Origin of the sequence: Actinomadura sp. WMMA1423 (assembly GCF_006547145.1) — a bacterium.
Classification (GTDB): Bacteria; Actinomycetota; Actinomycetes; order Streptosporangiales; family Streptosporangiaceae; genus Spirillospora.
Genome location: NZ_CP041244.1, coordinates 3,074,919 through 3,094,290 on the forward strand (window position 1 = coordinate 3,074,919; position 19,372 = coordinate 3,094,290).

Annotated in this window: 19 protein-coding genes and 1 pseudogene; 6 read left to right on the forward strand and 14 right to left on the reverse strand. The window is 73.7% G+C overall.

The annotated features are described in order from the left end of the window. Positions 1–156 carry an FAD-linked oxidase C-terminal domain-containing protein gene (locus tag FKD65_RS14300; protein ID WP_205718662.1) on the reverse strand — a complete coding sequence of 52 codons (156 nt, stop codon included), beginning with the start codon at positions 154–156 and terminating at the stop codon, positions 1–3. A gap of 93 nt (positions 157–249) precedes the next feature. On the opposite strand from FKD65_RS14300, the gene FKD65_RS14305 reads away from it, so the two are divergent. Further along, positions 250–735, forward strand: coding sequence for a hypothetical protein (locus FKD65_RS14305; protein ID WP_141577969.1), 486 nt, complete (start codon positions 250–252; stop codon positions 733–735). Here FKD65_RS14305 and FKD65_RS44195 read toward each other — a convergent pair whose 3' ends face one another. The 4 genes from FKD65_RS44195 to FKD65_RS14320 all read right to left on the reverse strand — a co-directional run bounded on the left by FKD65_RS44195 (position 736) and on the right by FKD65_RS14320 (position 4,535). After that, entirely contained in the window at positions 736–894 is a 159-nt protein-coding gene (locus FKD65_RS44195) for a hypothetical protein (protein WP_168221037.1), read from the reverse strand. Then, positions 894–1,835, reverse strand: a complete 942-nt coding sequence (locus FKD65_RS14310) for a hypothetical protein (protein WP_141577970.1) — start codon at positions 1,833–1,835, stop codon at positions 894–896. The genes FKD65_RS44195 and FKD65_RS14310 overlap by 1 nt, the downstream gene beginning before the upstream one ends. 160 nt (positions 1,836–1,995) lie before the next feature. After that, positions 1,996–3,576 carry an IS1182 family transposase gene (locus tag FKD65_RS14315; protein ID WP_141576383.1) on the reverse strand — a complete coding sequence of 527 codons (1,581 nt, stop codon included), beginning with the start codon at positions 3,574–3,576 and terminating at the stop codon, positions 1,996–1,998. Positions 3,577–3,647: 71 nt separating this feature from the next. Beyond that, on the reverse strand, positions 3,648–4,535 hold the full coding sequence (locus FKD65_RS14320) for an alpha/beta fold hydrolase (protein ID WP_141577971.1): 888 nt from the start codon (positions 4,533–4,535) through the stop codon (positions 3,648–3,650). A gap of 79 nt (positions 4,536–4,614) precedes the next feature. On the opposite strand from FKD65_RS14320, the gene FKD65_RS14325 reads away from it, so the two are divergent. After that, entirely contained in the window at positions 4,615–5,094 is a 480-nt protein-coding gene (locus FKD65_RS14325) for a MarR family winged helix-turn-helix transcriptional regulator (RefSeq protein WP_141577972.1), read from the forward strand. A gap of 64 nt (positions 5,095–5,158) precedes the next feature. Here FKD65_RS14325 and FKD65_RS14330 read toward each other — a convergent pair whose 3' ends face one another. Beyond that, the gene (locus FKD65_RS14330) at positions 5,159–6,652 is read right to left on the reverse strand and encodes an FAD-binding oxidoreductase (protein ID WP_240810143.1); all 1,494 of its coding nucleotides are present in this window, start codon (positions 6,650–6,652) and stop codon (positions 5,159–5,161) included. 144 nt (positions 6,653–6,796) lie between these two features. Beyond that, positions 6,797–8,008, reverse strand: a complete 1,212-nt coding sequence (locus FKD65_RS14335) for a low temperature requirement protein A (RefSeq protein ID WP_141577974.1) — start codon at positions 8,006–8,008, stop codon at positions 6,797–6,799. A gap of 596 nt (positions 8,009–8,604) precedes the next feature. Between FKD65_RS14335 and FKD65_RS44200 the strand changes: the two genes are divergently transcribed. Continuing rightward, positions 8,605–8,766, forward strand: coding sequence for a hypothetical protein (locus tag FKD65_RS44200; RefSeq protein WP_168221038.1), 162 nt, complete (start codon positions 8,605–8,607; stop codon positions 8,764–8,766). 249 nt (positions 8,767–9,015) lie between these two features. Here FKD65_RS44200 and FKD65_RS14340 read toward each other — a convergent pair whose 3' ends face one another. Both FKD65_RS14340 and FKD65_RS14345 read right to left on the reverse strand, forming a co-directional pair. Beyond that, a complete protein-coding gene (locus tag FKD65_RS14340) occupies positions 9,016–9,453 on the reverse strand; it encodes a VOC family protein (RefSeq protein ID WP_141577975.1) in 438 nt (145 codons plus the stop codon). A 1-nt stretch (position 9,454) separates the two neighbouring features. Then, positions 9,455–10,024 carry a DinB family protein gene (locus FKD65_RS14345; RefSeq protein WP_141577976.1) on the reverse strand — a complete coding sequence of 190 codons (570 nt, stop codon included), beginning with the start codon at positions 10,022–10,024 and terminating at the stop codon, positions 9,455–9,457. Between the two features lie 61 nt (positions 10,025–10,085). Between FKD65_RS14345 and FKD65_RS14350 the strand changes: the two genes are divergently transcribed. After that, the gene (locus FKD65_RS14350) at positions 10,086–11,039 is read left to right on the forward strand and encodes a YafY family protein (protein ID WP_141577977.1); all 954 of its coding nucleotides are present in this window, start codon (positions 10,086–10,088) and stop codon (positions 11,037–11,039) included. Here FKD65_RS14350 and FKD65_RS14355 read toward each other — a convergent pair. Next, a complete protein-coding gene (locus tag FKD65_RS14355) occupies positions 11,036–11,530 on the reverse strand; it encodes an Imm21 family immunity protein (protein ID WP_141577978.1) in 495 nt (164 codons plus the stop codon). The two genes, FKD65_RS14350 and FKD65_RS14355, sit on opposite strands and share 4 nt — an antisense overlap. 184 nt (positions 11,531–11,714) lie before the next feature. Here FKD65_RS14355 and FKD65_RS14360 point away from each other — a divergent pair, with 184 nt between their 5' ends. Together FKD65_RS14360 and FKD65_RS14365 are read left to right on the forward strand one after the other, a co-directional pair. Further along, positions 11,715–11,909, forward strand: coding sequence for a DUF1059 domain-containing protein (locus FKD65_RS14360; RefSeq protein ID WP_141577979.1), 195 nt, complete (start codon positions 11,715–11,717; stop codon positions 11,907–11,909). A 5-nt stretch (positions 11,910–11,914) separates the two neighbouring features. After that, positions 11,915–12,211 (forward strand): hypothetical protein, encoded by a 297-nt coding sequence (locus FKD65_RS14365; protein ID WP_141577980.1) that lies wholly within the window; start codon positions 11,915–11,917, stop codon positions 12,209–12,211. Here the strand turns inward: FKD65_RS14365 and FKD65_RS14370 are convergent. From FKD65_RS14370 to FKD65_RS45510, 4 genes and pseudogenes are all read right to left on the reverse strand, one after another. Further along, a complete protein-coding gene (locus tag FKD65_RS14370) occupies positions 12,189–12,989 on the reverse strand; it encodes an SAM-dependent methyltransferase (protein ID WP_205718663.1) in 801 nt (266 codons plus the stop codon). The genes FKD65_RS14365 and FKD65_RS14370 overlap by 23 nt on opposite strands. Before the next feature lie 22 nt (positions 12,990–13,011). Next, positions 13,012–13,446: a thioesterase family protein gene (locus FKD65_RS14375; RefSeq protein ID WP_141577982.1), complete on the reverse strand. Its 435-nt coding sequence runs from the start codon at positions 13,444–13,446 to the stop codon at positions 13,012–13,014. Further along, on the reverse strand, positions 13,443–17,555 hold the full coding sequence (locus FKD65_RS14380) for an SDR family NAD(P)-dependent oxidoreductase (RefSeq protein WP_240810144.1): 4,113 nt from the start codon (positions 17,553–17,555) through the stop codon (positions 13,443–13,445). The genes FKD65_RS14375 and FKD65_RS14380 overlap by 4 nt, the downstream gene beginning before the upstream one ends. A 521-nt stretch (positions 17,556–18,076) precedes the next feature. Then, positions 18,077–19,372 (reverse strand): annotated as a pseudogene (locus FKD65_RS45510) (beta-ketoacyl synthase N-terminal-like domain-containing protein); the annotation flags it as partial.

Genomic DNA, 19,372 nt, shown 5'->3' on the forward strand with positions numbered 1-19,372 from the left:
TCAGGAGGGGTCGATCAGGACGCCGGGGTTGAGGACGGCCCCCGGGTCCAGGGTGGACTTGACGGCGCGCAGGGCCGCGGCGAACGGGTCCGGGCGCTGCCGGTCGTACCAGGGGCGGTGGTCGCGTCCCACGGCGTGGTAGTGGGTGGAGCGCAAGTGAGCCGCCCGGTCTCGCGGGAGGCTGCACGCCGGCCCCCTTGAACTGCCCATACCTCCCGGCTCGGGTAAGAGACCCCTTATGCTCGCCGCATGCAGCTCGTGGCAATGGGGGACGGCACCCCGGCGGTTCTCGCGGTCGGGCCCCGAGCCGTCGGTGTGTTCGCCGTCGGGCAGGAAGCCAGCGGGATCATCGCCATCGGTCAGATCGCCACCGGTGTCATCGCTGTCGGTCAATTCGCGCGGGGCGTCGTCGCCATAGGGCAGCTCGCCATCGGGGCCGTCGCGGTCGGCCAGGGGGCCTTCGGCCTCTGCGCCGCGGGGATGGGCGCCATCGGAGTCGTCTTCCAGGCCGGGTTCGGCATCGGCGGGACCAGCGCGATCTCGTCCAAGTTCGGCCTCTGGGGCAAGCTCCACGTCGACCGGGTGTTCGACCCGCACGCCCGCGGCCCCATCCTCGAGAACGGCGGCCTGCCCGGCTGGCGGGTCGCGCTCGCGCTCGTCGGCACGCTGATCCTCGCCGGGGCCTGGTGGAAGATCACCGGCGAGCCGCTCCGGGCGGCGATCCGGGAAATGTGATCAGGCGAAGAGCAGCAGGCAGAGCAGGACGATCAGGACCAGCCCGCCGAGGGCGTTCAACCAGACCGGGATCCGGCCGAACAGCTCCTCCCCGCCCGGAGACAGCGCCGGGAGCGCCCCGGCCTCGCCGCTCTTGCCGCTCTCGCGCCGACGCGTCATCAGCCCGCCTCCGCCAGCCCGCCGGGCAGCAGCGTGAGCCCGGTCCTGCGCGCCTTCTCCACGCTGCGCCGCAGCGCCTCCTCGAGCCTCTTCGCCTCGTCGGTGAGCCCGTCGATCTCCGCGACCGCCAGCTCGTCCCGGACGGTCCGCGCGAGCAGTTCGCCATAGGCGTCGCTGCTGTCGGCCAAGCGCTGCAGGGTCTTCCACTGCAGGAGTGCCCGATCGGCGGCCGTCACCTGCTCGGCGTACCGCTCGATCGCCTCGATGCGCTCGGTGACCGAGGCCGTGGCCAGCTTCAGCGCTTTGGCCTGCGGGGCCATCATCTGGGCGAGCTCGGCATTCTGCCCGGCCAGGCGCGCCGTTCGCTGCTCCTCCGACAAGCGGCTGATCTCCCGCAGGGTCTGGGCGACCTCCCACTCCTGCGCCGGCAACGTGACGGTGTTCCGCAGATCGTCGAGCAGGCCCTCCTTGGTGACCTCGGCGGTCAGCACCACCTGGATCGCCCGCTGGACCCGCCCGAGCAGAGCGGCGGTGGCGGTGTCGAGGTCGCCCGGCACCACGTAGGAGCCGTGGAGCCGCCGCGCGAGGGAACCGGCACGGCCCTGCCCGCACCGGGCCAGCAGCACACCGAACGCGACCACGGCCGCTCCCGACAGGACGAAGACGCCGCCGGGCGCGAGGACCAGCACCGCGCCCGCCACGACCTGCCCGATCGCTCCGGCGATCAGCGCCTTGCGCCCGTAGAACGGAGCGACGACGAGGGGCAAAAAGGCCCACAGTGGGGCATTCCAAAGGCTGAAGAGCACATCCCGGGGGGTCCGCCCACCGACCGGCCCCGATGGCCGCACTCCGGCGGCGGGGTGCAGCAACTCAGGCCGCGCCTCCAGCAGGGCGCGGTCCTCCGCCGCGATGAGCGGATCGAACGAGGGTCTGACGGTCACGGGAGTATCTAAGCACTTACCTCCTCGGGGACCCGGGCGGCGCCCGGTCCAGACCGGTGAACCGCGCTCCCGCCCCGTCCGGTCGGCGCTCGCGCCCTAGAAGACTGCTGAAGATCTTGTGAGGGGCTGTCCGGCCGTGGGCCGGACAGCCCCTGTGTGGTCATGCTTCGGCCGTGGACAGGTGCCAGGTGCCGTTGGTTCGGGTGAGTCCGAGGTTGATGAGTCGGCGGAGGTTGAGGACGGCGGCTCGGGTGTGGAGCCAGGCGTCGGCTTTGATGGTGCCGCGGTGGCGGAGGCGGCGGTTGCCGTGGTGGACGAGCCAGGCGACGGCGCGTTCGACCGGTGGTCTCCAGCGGCGGTAGTCGGCTTGCCAGGCCGGGTCGTGGGCCGATTGGCGGCGGGCGGCGGCTTGGAGGTCGTGGTGGGGGCGGATGGTCAGGATCCGGCCTGCCTTGGCGTTGGTGCACCGCTCGCGCAGGGGGCATCCGGTGCACCGGTTCCCGAACACGGCTTTGCGCTGGTGGTGGCGTCCGCCGGGGTCCGATAAGGGGGCGGTGTGCCCGGCGGGGCAGGTCACGGTGCCGTTGGTGGTGTCGATGGCGAAGTCGTCGAGGGTGAAGCCGCCGGGGACGGCGGGCCGCAGCGGGGCGGGCTTGATGAACAGCCGGTGCCCGGCGGCGGTGAGGGCGTGGCGGGCCTGGCCGGTGGAGTAGGCGGTGTCGCCGAACACCTGCACCGGGGTGTCCTCGCCGGCGAGCAGGTCCAGGCCGACGAGGGCCTCGTGGTGGGCGGCCCCGGCGCCGGGCCGCAGGGCCACCGCGGTGAACAGGCCGGTTTCGGGCTCGACGGCCAGGTGGGCTTTGAAGCCGTCCTGGCGGTGGCTGCGGGTCTTGTGGACGTGCCGGGCTTGGGGGTCGACGGTCGAGATCACCCGGTCCGGGGCGGTGCCGTCGGTGATGCGCCAGCGCCCGTCGCGGCCGTCGGACCCTTCGGCCGGTTCGACGTCCTGCCCGGCGACCAGGGCCAGCAGGCCCACCGCGTTCGCGGCCCGCTCGCCCAGTTCCTGCTCGGGCAGGTGCCCCAGCAACCTGAGCGCGTCGGTGACCAGGGCGTCCACCAGCTCGGCGCGGGCCTGCTCGTCGTTCCAGGCGATGCGCGGTTTGCCCGGGTCGGTGTAGTCGTGGGCGGTGCACGCCGCCGCGGCCACCTCGGCCGCCCCGGGGACATGGCGGATCACTGAGCGGACGGCGGCGATCAACTGGGTGACGGTGTCCTGGGTGGCGACCGCATCGTCCAGCACCGTGGAGTCCAGCGCACGGCGATGCCTGCCGGTGAGCACCCCGGTCGCCCGCACCACCTCCCGCACGGCCTCGAAGATCCGGTCGGGCCGGGCCGAGCGTGCCAGCCGACGGCGGAAGTAGGCCAGCAGCGACGCATCGAACGCGGTGTCGTGCAGGCCCAGCCCGCACGCGGCCTTCCAGCGCAGGTCACACCGCAACTCCTGCACCGTCTCAGAATCCGACAGCCCGTGCAGGGCCTGCAAAGTGATCGCCGCGGCCAGGATCTGCGGCGGCATCGACGGCCGCCCGTTCGCCGACGGATACATGTCCGCGAACATCACCGCCGGGAACAACGCGCCACGGTGCTCGGCCAGGAACGCGAACACGCTCCCCGCTGGGATCAGCTCCCGGCACGTCTCCCACACATCCGGACCGACCGTCTCCCCGGCCCACTCACCCATCACCACACCACAACACACTGGCCCCGCCGCATCCGCGGCGGGACCAAAACCCCAAGATCTTCAGCAGTCTTCTAGGCGGCGTCGATGTCGTCGACGAAGTCGAGGACGGCCTTCGCCAGCTCTTCGGGGGCCTCCAACGCGGCGTAGTGGCCGACGCCTTCGAGCTGGACGGAGCTGACCCCTGCCGACGCGACCTGGGACATGCTCCTGGCCGTGAACGCGCCGCCGCCGGCCCCGATCGCGAGCACGGGCACGTTCAGCCCGGGGGACTCGGCGAGCGCCTTGAGCTCGGGCCCTTCTCGAAGCAGCGACCGGTAGATGCCGGTCGCGCCGCGCCAGCCGTCCGGGCGCGCGTAGGCGCGGGCGAAGTCGTCGATGTCGGCATCGGTGACCGCGCCCGCGACGGCGGTCATGGACGGGAACGCGTACTGCGCGAGGAACTCGCGCTCGCGGCCGGCCAGAAGCATCTCGGGAATGCCCGGCGCGGCGAGGAGACCGATGTGCCAGGCGCCGCCGTGAGCGACGTCGGCCAGCATCTCCCAGCCGAAGCCGGGGAGGCCCGTCTCGATCGCGGTGAGGCTGAGCACGTCCTCCGGGTGGGTGGCGGCCAACCGGAAGGCTGCCGCGCCGCTGATGTCCTGCCCGGTCAGATGGACCGGGCCGAGGCCGAGGTGCGCGATCAGCTGGTGCAGGTCCTCGGCCGAGGTCCTGCTGTCGTAGTCGCCCGGCGCGGTGTCGGAGTCACCGAAGCCGCGCAGGTCCACGGCGAAGACCCGGTGGCCGCCGGCGAGCAGGGGGATGAGCTTGCGAAAGGCCCTCCAGGTCTCGGGGAACCCGTGGACCAGCAGGACCGGGGACCCGGTGGTCCCGGCGGCGGCGTAGTGCAGGGTCGCCCCGTTGACGTGGGCGCGGTGGTGGGTGATCTCGGGGACGGTGAGGCCCGCTGGTGCGGTGGCCATGTCTCTCCTCATTTCGACAGCCTGGCTGTCCAATATAGACAGGCAGGCTGTCTTTTGTCCACGGTCATATCCTTCTCGCATGTCTCGTTCCGGCGCTGATCTCGCGCTGCTGCTGCTCGGGGGCTTCCGCACGCTCGTGGACGCCGCCACCGCCGAGCTGGCCGACCGCGGCCACGAGGACGTGCGTCCTGTTCACGACTTCGCCATACGGGCCATCGCCGCCGGCGCCGACAGCGCCTCGGAGCTGGCCCGCCGCCTGTCGATCACCAAGCAGTCGGCCGCGAGGACCATCGCCGTCCTGCAGGAGCGCGGGTACGTCACCCGCGACACCGACCCGCGCGACGCCCGCCGCAAGCGCCTTCGGGTGACCGAACTCGGCTTCGACGTGCTGCGCCAGGGTGAGGCGATCTTCGAGGAGCTCCGCGACCAGTGGGCGCAGCGGATCGGCGCGGCCGAGCTGGAGCGGCTCGAAGACCACCTCAGAGCCCTGGCGGGCGCGCAGCCGGTCCGCTTCGACACACCGGCGTGGATCGCCCGCGACGTCGGCGAGCCGGCCTAAGGCTCCTTGCGCGCTCAGGAGGGCGACCAGCGCGCCGCTGGTGGCGGCCGCGCCGTGCCGCCGTTCAGGAGGGGTCGATCAGGACTCCGGGGTTCAGGACGCCGCCGGGGTCCAGGGTGGACTTGACGGCGCGCAGGGCCGCGGCGAACGGGTCCGGGCGCTGCCGGTCGTACCAGGGGCGGTGGTCGCGTCCCACGGCGTGGTGGTGGGTGATCGTGGCCCCGCGGTCCGACAGCACCTCGGAGACGGCCGCCTTGATCTCGTCCCACTGGGCCACGGTGGAGCCCCACCGGCCGCTCGCGTAGACGCCGAAGTAGGGGGCGGGGCCGTCCGGATAGACGTGGGTGAACCGGCACGTCACCACGCCTTCGGCGCCGGCGGCCCGCATCGCCTCCCGCGCCGCCGCCATGACCGCCTCGCGCAGCTCGGCGAACGCGCCCCAGGTGCAGGCGGTCTCGAACGTCTCCACGATCATCCCGTGGGCGGCGAGGGCGTCGCGCTGGTAGGGCATGCGCAGGAACGCCGCGCGCCAGGTCTCGGCCGCGTCCCGCGCCGCACGCGGCTGCGGCTCTCCCCCGTGGTCGCGGCACAGCTCCAGCGCCCGCTCCAGGGCCGCGTCCACCGGGTGGTCGGCGGACTCGAAGCCCAGCACGAGCACGCCGCCCGGTGAGTCGGCGCCCGCGTTGAGCAGCGCCTCCATCGGGTCCAGGAGACGGCAGTTGGCCGGATTCAGCCCGGACTGCGCCAGCGCCCGCGTCGCGCCCACGGCCTCCTCGTACCGGGCGAACAGCACCGACGCCCCCGCGCGCCACCGCGGCCGCTCCTGGAGCCGCATCCACGCCTCGGTGATGACCCCGAGCGTCCCCTCGGAGCCCAGGAAGAGCCGGTCGGGGGACGGGCCCGCACCCGACCCGGGCGACCGGAGGGACTCGCTCACCCCGGCCGGCGTCACCACGCGCAGGGATTCCACCAGGTCGTCGATGTGGGTGAGCACGGTGGCGTAGTGGCCGCCCGCGCGGGTGGCCAGCCATCCGCCGAGGGTGGAGAACTCGAACGACTGCGGGAAGTGCCGCAGGGTCAGCCCGTGCGGCCGCAGCCGGTCCTCCAGCGCGGGGCCGTGGATTCCCGCCTGGATCCGGGCGGCCCTGGCCGCGGCGTCGACCTCGACCACGTCGGCGAGCCGTCCGAGGTCGAGGCTGACCACTCCGGCGTGTTCCCCGTCCAGCCGCGGCTCGACGCCCCCGACGACCGAGCTGCCGCCGCCGTAGGGGATGACGGCGATCCCGGCGCGGGTGCACCAGTCCAGCACGTCGGCCACATCCCGCTCGGCCCGAGGCCGGACCACCAGGTCGGGGACCCGTCCCACCTCGCCCATGAGGTTGCGGACGACGTCCCGGAACGCCTTGCCTCGCGCGTGCCCGAGCCGATCGACGGGTTCGTCCGAGCAGAGATCGGCGATCGCCGAGGGCGCCGCGACCCGCGGCGCCCCCACCCCCAGCTCACCGACCGGGGGAGGCGGATGGTCGACGAGCTCGGCCCCCGGCAACAGCGAGGCCACCCGCCCTACGAGCGCCGCCCGCTCCGCCCCCACGACCGCACTACCCGAATCCCCCCAACCCCACCAAGACCGCATCCCCCAATCATGCCGCCCTTGCGCCGGCCCAGGCGCTCGGCCTCGTCCGCCAAGGCAGCCGTTCCCGGCCTACCGGATCCCGTCCTCGGTCTTGAGCACCGTCCTGCCTTCCCGCTGCGGGGATCTGCGGCCGCTCAAGACGATCGCGAGGATGGCCGTCAGGACGCAGACGGTCGCGATCGCCGCGACGACCGCGGGCGCTCCGGTCCGGGAGGCCGCCGGGGGCAGGATCAGGACGACGATGACGCCGCACACCACCACGGCGGGATGGAAGAGGGGCTCGCCCAGGATCGGCGTATAGATCGTCCAAAGGAGCACGACGCACAGCGCGGCCGGGATCGCGACGGCGTAGCAGACGCCGACGGGCGCGGCCCGAACGTGGTCGCCGATCTGCTCGACCGCGGCCTCGAGTCCGGCACCGAGGGCGGCAAGGCTGGCGAAGACGCCGTAATGCCCGTATCCCCACAGGAAGGAAAGGTGACGACGCTCGCTGAGCCCTTCCCCCGCGGGAGCGAGGAAGTAGAGCCACCAGAGAGCGAACAGCAGGATGAGGCCGCCTCCCGCGACGACGATGAGGGGCCCCATCGCCTCGGCCCTCTCGAACGCTCCCCTCACCCCGTTGGTCGCGGCGTAGACGCTCTCTCCGAAAAGGATGAGCGTGAACAGGCCGTAGCGTTCGGCGATGTGGTGCGGGTGCCAGTTGATGGAGGCCGGGCGTTCCGCCCACCGAGGCACTGCCAGCTCCAGTGCGGCCAGACCGACGAAGAACGCCAGCTGGGGCGACGCCGCCAAGCCGCCCGCCTGCGCCGTGGCGAGCCAGACGAGCCAGCCGGCCTGCGCGACGCCGATGCCGGCGGCATACCGCAGCGCGGCGCGGCGACCCGGCGGGTCCTCGACGGCGACCCGCAGCCACTGCGCGACCAGGGCGACCCGCATGATGAGGTAGCCGACCCCGACGGCACGGTAGTCGGGGTGCTCGGCCGCGGCCGGGACACCCGCGGCGAGGACCAGGACCCCGCCCATCTGCACCATGGTCAGCAGCCGGTAGGCGACGTCGTCGGTGTCGTAGGCCGACGCGAACCAGGTGAAGTTCATCCAGGCCCACCACACGGCGAAGAAGATCTGCAGAAACGGAACGAGCCCGGCGAGACCGCGTCCGTCGGCGATGTGGTGGGAGAACTGGGCCGTGACGGCCGCGACCGCGACGACGAACGTGAGGTCGAATAACAGCTCGAGGTTGCTCGACGTGCGGTTCGGCTCGTCGATCGACCGCGCGGTCATCCGGACCCGAACCCTGGCGTCCAATGGCGACACACTCCCGCTCCCGTCGTCCCGGAATGGTGCACTTTGTCGGCATGACCGGGTCAGTTGCCCCCTGTGCCACCGAATGGCCGATATTACCGGTTAAGACGCCACAGAAGATCCCGATGCGATGCCTCATCCATGGGCGGCCAGCATTCCGAGGCCGATCGCCGCCCCCTGGGAGACGTGGTCAGCGGACGGTCCACGGCGCGGAGGCAGTTGATCGCGCACCGTGCGCCGGCGGCACCCAGGGGCCGACCGCCTTGATCACCACTCCACCGCCGTCCCATGGGCGCCGCAGACGGACAACGGCGAGCCGGGGCCATTACAGCCCTGCCTTGGCGACAATCACCTCAAACAATGTATTTTATATTCCAAGTTAACAAAAGAGTGGTTCTTTCTCATTAAGCGCCTTTGCTTGCCATTAGGTGATAAATATCTGGCTTATGGCATTCGTCACCCTCTATTGGACTTGCACTATGAATGCAGATCCACATAATCGTCATTGGCGCAGTCACCAAAGACTGGGCTACCTCGCTCGGCGAGCGTTCGAACGAAAGACCTAGGGGTGGTACATGGCCAAGAACGAGCAGCAGCACGTCCACCGGTACAGCACCATCGAGATCGATAGGAAGATCGTCCCGAACCACACAGACGGGCTCCAGACGATGGAGCGGACGCGAGCGGTCTGCAGCTGCGGGGACGCGAAGCCCTGGGGCTCGTGGTACAAAGCGTGACAGCCTGAATGTCTCGCGATGGTGGGGCGGTACAGGCCCCGCCATCGCACAACAGCCGGCCTCTACGGCCGGCGAGAGTCGAGCCCTGAGAAGTTCGGGGTTCGATAGCAGCAATGAAGGCCCGGCGATGCCGGGCCTTCATTATTTGCGCAGGTCCCCTTTGCGGCTGACGGCGCGCGTCCTGCGGCGGCGCCGGAGTCGAGTCGGCCTTCCCAGGGATTCTTCGACGCCTGGCCCTCCCCTAGGGGGTCAGTCGAGGCAGAACTCGTTGCCTTCGGGGTCGGTCATCAGGATGTGGCCGGCGTCGAGCGGGGGCTTCGGGTCGTGGCGCTGGACGCGGGTGGCGCCGCGGGCCGCCAGGCGCTCGGCTTCGGTCTCCAGGGCGGCCATCCTCGCGTCGCCCTCCAGGCCGGGGGCGCCTCGGACGTCGAGGTGCACGCGGTTCTTGACCTGCTTGCCCTCCGGGACGCGCTGGAAGAAGATCCGAGGTCCGGCGCCCTCGGGGTCGACCACGGCCGAGGCGTCGTTGCGGTTCTCCGGTGGGACGCCCATCGCCTCCAGGGCCTCGTCCCATGACGCGAAGCCGGCGGGCGGGTCCTGCACCTGGTAGCCGAGGGCCTCGGCCCAGAAGGCGGCCAGCGCGGCCGGGTCGGCGCAGTCGAAGGTGATCTGTACGTCGCGGGCCATGTCAGCTCGCCTCCCGTCGGGTGTGCGTGTAGAGGTCGCGGAGCAGGCACACCTCGGACAGGTGGTGGATCAGCTCCCGGTTGATGTGCAGCACCAACGCTGCCAGAGGATGCTCGGCGTACGGGCCCTCGGCCTCCCCGCACGGGCGGGCGAGGCCGGATTCGCCGAGCGATTCGACCCCGGCCAGCCACTTCGCGTACTCCGCGTCGAGCTGGGCCAGCGCCTCCTTCGCCGTCCCGGCGTACTCGAACGACTCGTAGTCGGTGGGCGGGTGGTCGAAGTGGGAGGCATTGCGCATGGCCAGCACGCCGACGATCACGTGCGCGAGCCGCCACGCGATCGTGGTGAGCGGGGCCGGGTCGGGTGGCGGCATCGCGAAGTCGAGGGTCATAGCGCCGGAGCCGGCCCGCACGGGGGCGGTGCCGGTGCCGCGCGGGCGCACGCTCCAGCACCCGGGCGCCGGTTCCCAGAAGTACTCCTCGTCGGTGAGTCCGCTGAGGCGCGGACGAAGCTGGTTGTCCCAGTGCCAGGTGATCTGGTCCCGGAGCAGTGGGTTCCACGTCTCGGTCATGGGGGCAGTGTCGCGGCAATAGCGGACAGGTTCGGTCCGTGTTTCATGGGACGATGCACGCGTGAGCGTCGAGGGGACGACCGAGCGGGTGCTGCGGCTGCTGGCGCTGCTCCAGCGCAGGACGTCCTGGACCGCCGCCGCGCTCGCCGCCGAGCTGGGCGTCACCGACCGCTCGGTGCGGCGCGACGTGGAGCGGCTGCGCGCGCTCGGGTACCCGGTGCACGCGACGGCGGGCGTGGGCGGCGGCTACCGGCTGGGGGCGGGCACCCGGTTGCCGCCGCTGCTCCTCGACGACGAGGAGGCGATCGCGACGGCGGTGTCGCTGCGGATGGCGTCGGGCGGCACGGTCGCCGGGGCGGGCGAGGCGGCGCTGCGGGCGCTGGCCAAGCTCGACCAGGTCATGCCGCCCCGGCTGCGCGCCGAGGTGCGGGCGGTGCACGGCGCCACCGAGACCCTCGTCGGGCCGGGGGTCGAGATCGACGCGGAGCTGCTGGTGACGCTCGCGCGGGCCTGCCGCGACGGGGTGCGGGTCCGGTTCGGCTACCCCGGACGCGGCGGCGGGGAGGCCGAGCGCACGGTCGAGCCCGTGCGGATGGTCGCCACCGGGCGCCGCTGGTACCTGATGGCGTGGGACGTCGACCGCGGCGACTGGCGCACCTTCCGGCTGGACCGGATGCGCGCGGCGGTGGCGACGACCTGGCGGTTCCGGCCGAGGGAGCATCCGGACCCGGTCGCCTACGTGCAGAGCGCCGTGACCGAGGCGCCGTACCGGCATCTCGCGCGGATCCGGGTGCACGCCCGGGCGGGCGAGGTGCGGGAGCTGATCCCGCCCCAGGTCGGGCGGGTCGAGGACGACCGCGACGGCTGGTGCGTCCTCGTCGTCGGCGGGGCGGACCTGGACTGGCTCGCCGTGCAGGTCGTCAGGCTGGGCTTCGAGGCGGAGGTGCTGGAGCCCGCGGAGCTGCGGGAGGCCGCGGCGAGGCTCGCCCGCCGCCTGGCGGCGATGGCCGGCTAGGGCACCGGGTGGAGGTGCACGAGGATCATCCAGGTGCGCTCGTCGCGCGCGTAGGCGGCACGCACGCGGTAGCTGCCGGGGGCCAGGTCGATGTTCAGGTGGTTGCCGGGCTCGGGGGTCGCGCCGGGCCAGGCCGAGTCGAACAGGACGACGGGGCCGTCGACGTCCCAGCCGAGCTCCTCCTCCCACGCGACGTCGTGGACGGCCTTCCTGGCCGCCTCGACCAGCTCGGCCTCGGAGTCGGCCGCCGCCCAGCGCACGAAGAGGCGTTCGTCGGGCAGGTAGGTCGTCGTGGCGGGCTCGTCGCCGAGGACGAGGCCCTGCCCGGCCCCGACGCCGACCAGCCCGATGTAGCCCTCGACCGCGCACGCGCGCCCGTAGTCGCCCCAGCTCTCGACGGGGCCCTCGTCGTCGGTGGAGCCCTCCCAGCGGGCGAGCTGCGACGCGGGCGCGGCCAGCAGCGGCCCCCCTCCGGACTCGACCCAGTCCATCGGCACATCCCTCTCGTCGCTGGAGGCGTCACCGTACACCGCGTGTCGGACATCTTCCCCCTGACGTGGGGATATGCACCGGTTAGAGTGGATTGTAAGGATGTGACGGTGCGGCGGGAACGACAGCCGGACGGAGCGCCGCGCGTGACCTCGCGTGCGGGCGCCGGGCCGGCGAGGGGGAAGCATGCGCAAGGTCGCCGACTGCAGGGACATGCCGAGCGAGTCGGGCTGCACGCTCACCATCAGCGGCGAGGAGGACGAGGTCGTCCGCGCGGCCGCCGAGCACGCCGCCTCGGTGCACCGGCACGACGACACCCCGGAGCTCCGGGAGGAGATCCGCACCCACCTCAAGGACGAGCGCGCGACGGTCGGGGGTTGAGCCGTATGGGCTTCGTACAGATCATCGACTACCGGACCGACCGCCAGGACGAGCTGGAGAGCCTGTTCGACGAGTGGGCGAAGGCCAGCCAGGGCAAGCGCACCGCGACGCACGAGCTGCACACCCATGACCGCGAGGACCCGGCCCACTACGTCGACATCGTCGAGTTCCCCTCCTACGAGGAGGCGATGCGCAACAGCGACCTGCCCGAGACCCGGCACATCGCCGGGGAGATGGAGGCGCTGTGCACCGACGGCCCGCGGTTCCTGAACCTGGAGGTCATGCGGGACGAGTCGCTGTGAACAGGTAGTTCATCGGGAGGCCGAGCGTGCCGCGGGGCAGGGGCGGCCACGGCCAGCGGTCGTAGGAGGCGCCGTCCTCGCCCGGCAGCCGGACCTCGGAGTCCGGCCAGCCGCAGGAGTCCAGGAACTCCTCCGGCTGGTCGGTCCCCCACAGCCAGGGGCAGCCGTCCGCGCGCAGGCGCGCCAGGCCCTCCCGGGTGAACTCGCTGATCATCGACTGGTGGGCGATCAGGTCGCCGGCCAGCACGCTGCCGGGAGCCGACAGGGACGCCAGGCGCTCCAGGAGCGTCCGGGCGTCCCGTTCGGCCAGGTAGAACAGCAGGCCCTCGACGATCCACAGGGTGGCGACGGACGGGTCCCAGCCGGCGGCGCGGAGCGATTCGTCCCACGGGCCGGTCAGGTCGGCGCCGACGGCGCGCCGCTCGCAGCGGTGCCGGGCGCCGAGTTCGGCGAGCCGCTTGTCCTTCCATTCGACGAGGTCGGCATGGTCCAGCTCGTACAGGACGGTCCCGTCCGGCCACCGCAGCCGGACCGAGCGCGTGTCCAGGCCCGCCGCGACCAGGACGACCTGGGGCAGCGGCGAACGGGCGACCACCTCGTCCAGCCAGCGGGTGCGGATGGCGAGGAACTCGGTCGTGCCGGGGTTGTCGTAGCGCTCCCAGCGGGCGAAGCCCTCGGGCCCGGCGAGCGCCTCGGCGAGCTCGTCGGTGAACAGGGCGTCGGAGCGGCGGGTCTCCACCGCGCGGGCGGCGGCCGTCCAGCGGGCCGTAGCGGACACGCCTTGCATGGTCGTTCTCCTCTCAGCGGCGGCCGGCGGTCACGGCGTCGACCAGGCGGCGCATCGACTCGGGGAGGCGGGCGGGCACCATGTCGCCGCCGGGGCCGGGGCGGACGCAGGCGACGCGCTGCTCGCCCGTGGCGACCAGCTCCTCGCCGTCGGAGCGCTGCCGCCAGTACTCGAACTTCATGGTCATCTGGGTCTGGCCGACCTCGCCGGGCGTCATCCGCACGGCCACCTCGTCGAAGATCGTCAGCTCGCGGAGGTACTCGCACTGGCAGCTCACGGTGAGCAGCCGCACGCCGTCCCCGAACCCGGCGACCACGTCGGGGGTGTACTCGCGCAGGCACAGCTCGCGGGCGCGGCCCTGCCAGCTGATGTAGTTGACGTAGTTGACGTTGCCCAGCAGGTCGGTGTCCTCGATGGTGACGACGTGCCGGTACTCGAAGCCCTTCACGCGGGCGCCTCCTCGCTCAGCACGGCCAGGACGACGGGTTCGGCGACGCCGCGGACGCCGGTCGCCATGGTGGCCACGCGGACGTCCCCGGCGGCCAGCACCACCCAGCCGTCCTCGTGGGTGGAGTGGACGGTGAACCGCGTCCCGGCGGGGAGCGCCGCTCCGGCCGCCGACTCCGCCGCCGCCTGCATGCGGGTCGCGGCGGTGTCGAACTCCTCGTCGAGCGCGTCGGCGAGCGCGAGGCCGTCCGCGCCGAGCAGCCCTGCCCACTCCTCGCGGTCCCGGGAGGTGACCAGGCGCAGGTCGCAGCCCGGCGTACTGGACGCCAGGGTGACGCCCGCGCTGTGCGCGATCGACACGGCGGCACCGGTACTGGCCTCCGGCCTGCCGTCCGGGCCGCGGCGCAGGGTGACGCCGCCGCCGAGCAGCCGGCGGACGGCGAGCTCGGCCGCCTCGTCCGGGGACGCGCCCTCCGGGTCGGAGTCGACCACGACCCGGCCGGTGAGGCCGAACGCGACGAGGGCGTGCTCGACGTAGGGGCCGAGGAGGGCGGGCACCCAGCCGGCGGGCAGCGGGAACTTCTCCACCATCCGGGTCGTGAAGCCCTCCCAGGTCTCGATCAGCTCGCCGTCCTCGTCGGTGACCTCCATGTCCCAGCAGTCCTCGTCAAGCCGGTAGCGGGCGTGGACGAACGCGGCGGTCGCGCCCGCGCGCGGCCCGGGGACGAGCCGCCGCACGCCCGCCGGGATCGCGAGGACGGTCGGGGCGCACAGGGCGAGCGGCTGCATGTAGGCGTCGCGGGCGGCGGGGTCGCCGAGCAGCAGCCGGTCCGGCAGGTAGCGGCCGAACCAGTCCACGCGGGTGTCGGGCAGCAGCCGGGCGGTGACGTGCCTGGCGTCGGCGCGCCGGATGTCGCCCATCAGCCGGAACCGGGGCCCGTGGAACAGCATCGGCCCGTACAGCTCGGTCTGCGGGTCGATCGCCATGGGCGGCAGCGCGGCGTTCTCCGGCCGGACGAGCCCGCTGCCCTTGGGCGCGGCGGCGGGCGTCTCGCAGACGGCGCGGAAGTGGTCCACCCTGAAGTCGGTGGTGCTGCACCGCACGACCGTCGCGACGCTGCCGGGGCCGGTGCGCAGCGCGGCGACCCGGACGGTGACGGTGGCGTCCTCGGCGACCGCGATCGCCCGCAGGAACTCCACGTCGGTGAGGACGGGCGCGGCACCGGACGCGACGTCCAGGCCGAGCAGCGCGGCGGCGGCCTGCGCCATGATCTCCATGCCGACCGTGCCGGGCAGGACGGCCTCGGTCCCGCCGCCGAACACGTGCTCGGCGAGGTAGGGGTCGCTGCCCCAGCCCACATCGGAGTCGGCGACCAGCTCGATGCCGGGGTAGCTCACCCGCGGCCGCTCCAGGAAGCGCAGCAGCGGCGGCTCGTCCGCGCCGAACGACACGGTGGGCATCTCGCCGAACCGCCCGGTGACGACCGCGACGACGGGCGCGCCCGGGTCGGCGGCCAGGTCGCGCAGCATCGCGACGCCCTGCTCCGGGGTGATCGTGGTGACGCCGGCGCGGGACAGGTTCTCCACCGAGCCGAGCCGCTCCCCCATTCCGACGCCCGACCACAGCGACCACTCGACGGCGCGGAACCGGCAGTGCGGCAACTCGGCGGCGAGCCGCTCGACCAGGTCGCTCTGCCACTCGTTGGCGACGGCGTAGTGGGCCTCGCCGCGCAGCCCGGCGCGCCCGGTCATGCTCCCGAAGGTGATGACGAGCCGCAGGCGGGCGGCGTCGACGGCCGCGAGGACGGCCTCCAGGCCCGCGACCTTGGGGTCGATGGTGCGGGCGTAGTCGTCGTCGGTCAGCTCCTCCAGCAGCTTCGGGACGTTGCCGCCCGCGCCGTGCAGGACGGCCGTGACCGGGCCGAGCGCGGCCTCCGCCTCGGCGACGGCCTCGGCGACCCGGGCGGCGTCGGTCACGTCGGCGCGCAGGTAGCGGGCGGCGACCCCGGCGGCCTCCATGCGTTCGAGGTTGGCGGTCAGCTCCGCGTCGCCCGCCGGGTCGGACCGCCCGACCAGGGCGAGCCGGGCGCCGCTCTCGCGGGCCAGGGCAAGGGCGCACTCGGCGGAGATGCCCTTGCCGCCGCCGGTGACGAGCAGCACGTCGTCCGGGCCGAGCGGCAGGTCGGTGCCGTGCGGCTCGACCGGCGCGAGCACGGGCTCGCGGCGCGCGCCGTCGTGGATCACCTCGCGGAACCGGCCCGTCGCGGCGGCGTCCGCCGCGACCAGCGCCGGGGTCGCGGGATCGCCGAGGTCGGCGGTCACCACGGTGGTCGCCACCCAGGGCGCCTCCAGGTGCAGGGTCTTGGCGAACCCTGCCGCACCCGGCCCGTCCTGGACGACGACGCAGCGCGTCACGTCCTTGCCCGCGAGGACGGCGTCCGCGCCCGCCCGCAGCGCCGCGAGCCGGTCCGCGGCGGAGGGGACGACGACCAGGACGCCCTCCCCCAACTCCGCCGCCTCCAGCGCCTCGCGCAGCGCCCCGGCCGCGGGGTGGTCCCCGACGACCCGCCAGGAGCCCGCGGCGCGCGGGGCGACCCGTCCGGGCGCCGCCGTCTCCCGCCGGTCCACCGCGAAGGCCCGCACCCAAGGACCGACCCCGGGCGGGACGATCCTGGCGGCGGCGGCCTCGGCGTCGTCCTCCCCGGCGCCCCCGGTCGCGACCAGTTCCCGGAGCGTCTCGGCGACCTGCCCGAGTGTGGCGGTCGCGTAGCCGGTGGGGGCGGCGGTCTCGGCCAGGTCCAGCGTGCGCATGGCCTCGCCGACCAGTTCGGACACGACGATCGAGCTGAGGTGCAGGTCGTCCAGGAACTTGCTGTCGGCCTGGACGGCGTCGAGCGGGAACTCGGCGCGGCGCGCGACCAGCGTCCGCATCAGCAGCAGCGGGTCGTCGGTCCCGACCTCGGCCGGTACGCCGTCCCCGGAGGCGGCACCGGCCCCGGCGCCCGGCACGGCGGCGCGGGCGGCGGCGTCGGCGAGCAGCGCCGCGTCCACCTCGGGCACGATCTCGCAGAAGTTGGAGATGAACACCGGCTCGGTCTCGGGGTCGAACGGCCGGACCAGCCGGTCGGCGAACAGCTCCCCGACCCGCACGTCCGCGCCGACGGCGAACGCGGCGCCGAGCGCCCCGAGCAGCCCGGCCAGGGAGTCCTCGTCGGTGCGCGTCGCGACGGCGGGCACGCCGGTGATCTCGCGGGCGAGGTGCGTGAGCACCTGCCCCGGCCCGACCTCGATGAGCAGATCCGACCTCTCGGCGCCGGCACCGAGGGCCTCGGCGAACAGGACGGGGGCGGTGATCTGCTCGCGCAGCAGGGCGCGCAGCTCCTCCGGCGTCAGCGCGGCGGGCAGCGCCGCGCCGGTCACCGTGGAGAACACCGGGCGGCGCGCCGGCGCGAGCGGCTCGCCGCGCAACCGGGCCTCGAACGCCTCGGCTGCGGGCGCGACCAGCGGCGAGTGGAACGCGTGCGACACCGGCAGCCGGACGGCCTGGAGCCCGGCCCGGGTGGCGCGGCCGATGACCCGCAGCAGCCCGTCCGCCGGGCCGGAGACCACGGTCTGCCTGGGGCCGTTGTGGCCAGCGATGACCACGCCGTCGTCCGCGCCGTCGAGCAGCCCGGCGACGGTCTCGGCGTCGGCGGTGATGCCCGCCATCGCGCCGTCGTCCGCCGCCAGCTCGCTCATCGTCGCGCCGCGCGCCGCCGCGATCCGCAGCAGCGCGTCCTCGTCGAGGGCGTCGGCCCAGTGCAGCGCGGTGATCTCGCCGAGGCTGTGCCCCACCGCGGCGGCGCCCTCCACGCCGAGCGCGGACAGCACCCGCAGCCCGGCGGCCGAGGCGGTCGCGATGCGCGGCTGGGCGACGGCGGTCTCGACCTGGTCGGCCCCGACGGGCAGCGCGGCCGTCTCGTACAGCTCCTCCACGGACTCGAAGCGGCGGCGCAGCGCCCCGCCGTCCGAGCGGGTGCCCGACCCCTGGCCGGGGAACAGCAGCACGATGCGGGGCCGCTCGCCCGGACCGCCGACGAACACGCCGGCCGCCGGGTCGATGTGCCGCACGGCCCCTTCGCCCGCGGACCCGGTCGCCTCGCCGGCCAGTTCGGCGACGTGGCGCAGGGCGTCCGCGAGCGCCGCCGGGGCTCCGGCGACGACGGCGGCGCGCCACGGCCGCCGCGCCACCCCCCGGCCAGGTGCGCGGCGAGGTCGGGCAGCTCGGACCGGGCGGCGGCCTCCGCCACCGCCGCCAGCGCCGTGGCCCGCTCGGCGAGCGCGGCGGGCGAGTCGGCGTCCAGCGCGAACAGCTCGGCGTCCTGCGGGGAGTTGAGGACGGTGCGGGTGCGGTTGCCGACGCGGGCGCGGCGCGAGGGCCGCGGCGCCTCGACCACCATGTGCGTGTTGATGCCGCCGAAGCCCATCGCGCTGACGCCCGCGCGCGGCGGCGCGCCCTCCGGCCACGCCTCGCCCTTGCGCAGGACGCGCAGCGCGTCGCGGCCCTCGTCCAGCAGCGGGTGCGGGCGCTCGCAGCCGGTGGTCGGGGGCAGCACGCCCGCGCCGACCGCCTGCACGCTCTTGATCAGCCCGGCGACGCCCGCGGCGGCCTTGGTGTGCCCGATGTTGGCCTTGATCGAGCCGACCGCGGCGGGCGGCGCGGACCCGCCGGCCGCGCGGCGCGCCTCGATCAGCGTCTCCAGCTCGGCGGCGTCGCCGACGGCCGTGCCGGTGCCGTGCCCCTCGAAGTAGGCGACCTCGTCCGGGCCGAACCCGGCGCGCCGGTAGGCGCGGTCGAGCGCCAGGCGCTGCCCGTCGGTCTCCGGGCGGGTGATGCCGCCCGCCCCGTCCGAGGACACGCCCCACCCGTCGATGAAGCCGCGCACGCGGTGGCCCCGCGCGACCGCGTCCTCCTCGCGCATCAGCACGACCATGCCGCAGCCCTCGCCGGGCCAGAACCCGGCGGACCGCTGGTCGTAGACGCGCATCTCCTCGACGGCGAGCGCGCCCGCGCGGGAGAACCCGATCAGCTCGGTGGCGTCGACGCTGATGTCCACGCCGCCCGCGACCGCCAGGTCCAGGTCGCCGGTCAGCAGCGAGTTGCACGCCGTGATGACCGACAGCAGCGACGACGCGCACGCGCCGTCCACGACGTAGCCGCCGCCGTTGAAGTCGAAGTGGTTGCAGATGCGCCCGGCGATCGTGTTGGACAGGCCGCCCGCCAGGGAGTCGCCGTCCGGGACGGGGAACGGCGCCTTGTAGGAGTGCTCCAGGTCGGCGAGCAGCGACGCGAGGCGGTCGGTCTCCACGTCGCCCTTCAGCGCGTCGGCCACCACGCGCCGCACGTAGGGCCATCGCAGCCGCATCTGCGCCGCGCGGATGCCCTCGCCGGTGAGGGAGTTGCCGACGAGCACGCCGGTGCTCTCGCCCGGGGCGCCGCGGCCCTCGGGGAACCCGGCGTCGGCCAGCGCCTCCGCCGCCGTCTCCAGCGCGAGCCAGTGGGTGAGGTCGGCGTTGCGGTAGGTGGACCCGGCGACCTTGAACTTGACGCGGTCGAACTCCCAGTCGCGCAGCAGCGCCGCCTCGGTGATGTAGATCTGGTCGGCCGCGGAGCGGTCGGCGCTGTAGTAGTCCTCCAGCCTGATCCGCTGGGACGGGATGCGGCGGAACGAGCGGCGCCCGGCCAGGACGTTGTCCCACAGCTCCTCGGGAGTGGCGGCGTCCGGGAAGCGGCACGCCATGCCGACGATCGCTATTCGAGAACTCACAGTGCACCCCAATGCGGCGGCGAAAGGCCCGCGCATTTCCGGGCATCCCGTTTTCGGGCACGCCGAATCGAACGCCGTGCCCCGGGATGGAGGGAATGCGGTCAGGCCGTGACTGACCAT

What these genes read in the sequence shown, in the direction of transcription:
- FKD65_RS14305 (WP_141577969.1), top strand. Translation starts at nt 250, where the DNA reads ATGCAGCTCGTGGCAATGGGGGACGGCACCCCGGCGGTTCTCGCGGTC.
- FKD65_RS44195 (WP_168221037.1), bottom strand. Translation starts at nt 894, where the DNA reads ATGACGCGTCGGCGCGAGAGCGGCAAGAGCGGCGAGGCCGGGGCGCTC.
- FKD65_RS14315 (WP_141576383.1), bottom strand. Translation starts at nt 3,576, where the DNA reads ATGGGTGAGTGGGCCGGGGAGACGGTCGGTCCGGATGTGTGGGAGACG.
- FKD65_RS14320 (WP_141577971.1), bottom strand. Translation starts at nt 4,535, where the DNA reads ATGGCCACCGCACCAGCGGGCCTCACCGTCCCCGAGATCACCCACCAC.
- FKD65_RS14325 (WP_141577972.1), top strand. Translation starts at nt 4,615, where the DNA reads ATGTCTCGTTCCGGCGCTGATCTCGCGCTGCTGCTGCTCGGGGGCTTC.
- FKD65_RS14335 (WP_141577974.1), bottom strand. Translation starts at nt 8,008, where the DNA reads ATGACCGCGCGGTCGATCGACGAGCCGAACCGCACGTCGAGCAACCTC.
- FKD65_RS44200 (WP_168221038.1), top strand. Translation starts at nt 8,605, where the DNA reads ATGGCCAAGAACGAGCAGCAGCACGTCCACCGGTACAGCACCATCGAG.
- FKD65_RS14340 (WP_141577975.1), bottom strand. Translation starts at nt 9,453, where the DNA reads ATGGCCCGCGACGTACAGATCACCTTCGACTGCGCCGACCCGGCCGCG.
- FKD65_RS14345 (WP_141577976.1), bottom strand. Translation starts at nt 10,024, where the DNA reads ATGACCGAGACGTGGAACCCACTGCTCCGGGACCAGATCACCTGGCAC.
- FKD65_RS14355 (WP_141577978.1), bottom strand. Translation starts at nt 11,530, where the DNA reads ATGGACTGGGTCGAGTCCGGAGGGGGGCCGCTGCTGGCCGCGCCCGCG.
- FKD65_RS14360 (WP_141577979.1), top strand. Translation starts at nt 11,715, where the DNA reads ATGCGCAAGGTCGCCGACTGCAGGGACATGCCGAGCGAGTCGGGCTGC.
- FKD65_RS14365 (WP_141577980.1), top strand. Translation starts at nt 11,915, where the DNA reads ATGGGCTTCGTACAGATCATCGACTACCGGACCGACCGCCAGGACGAG.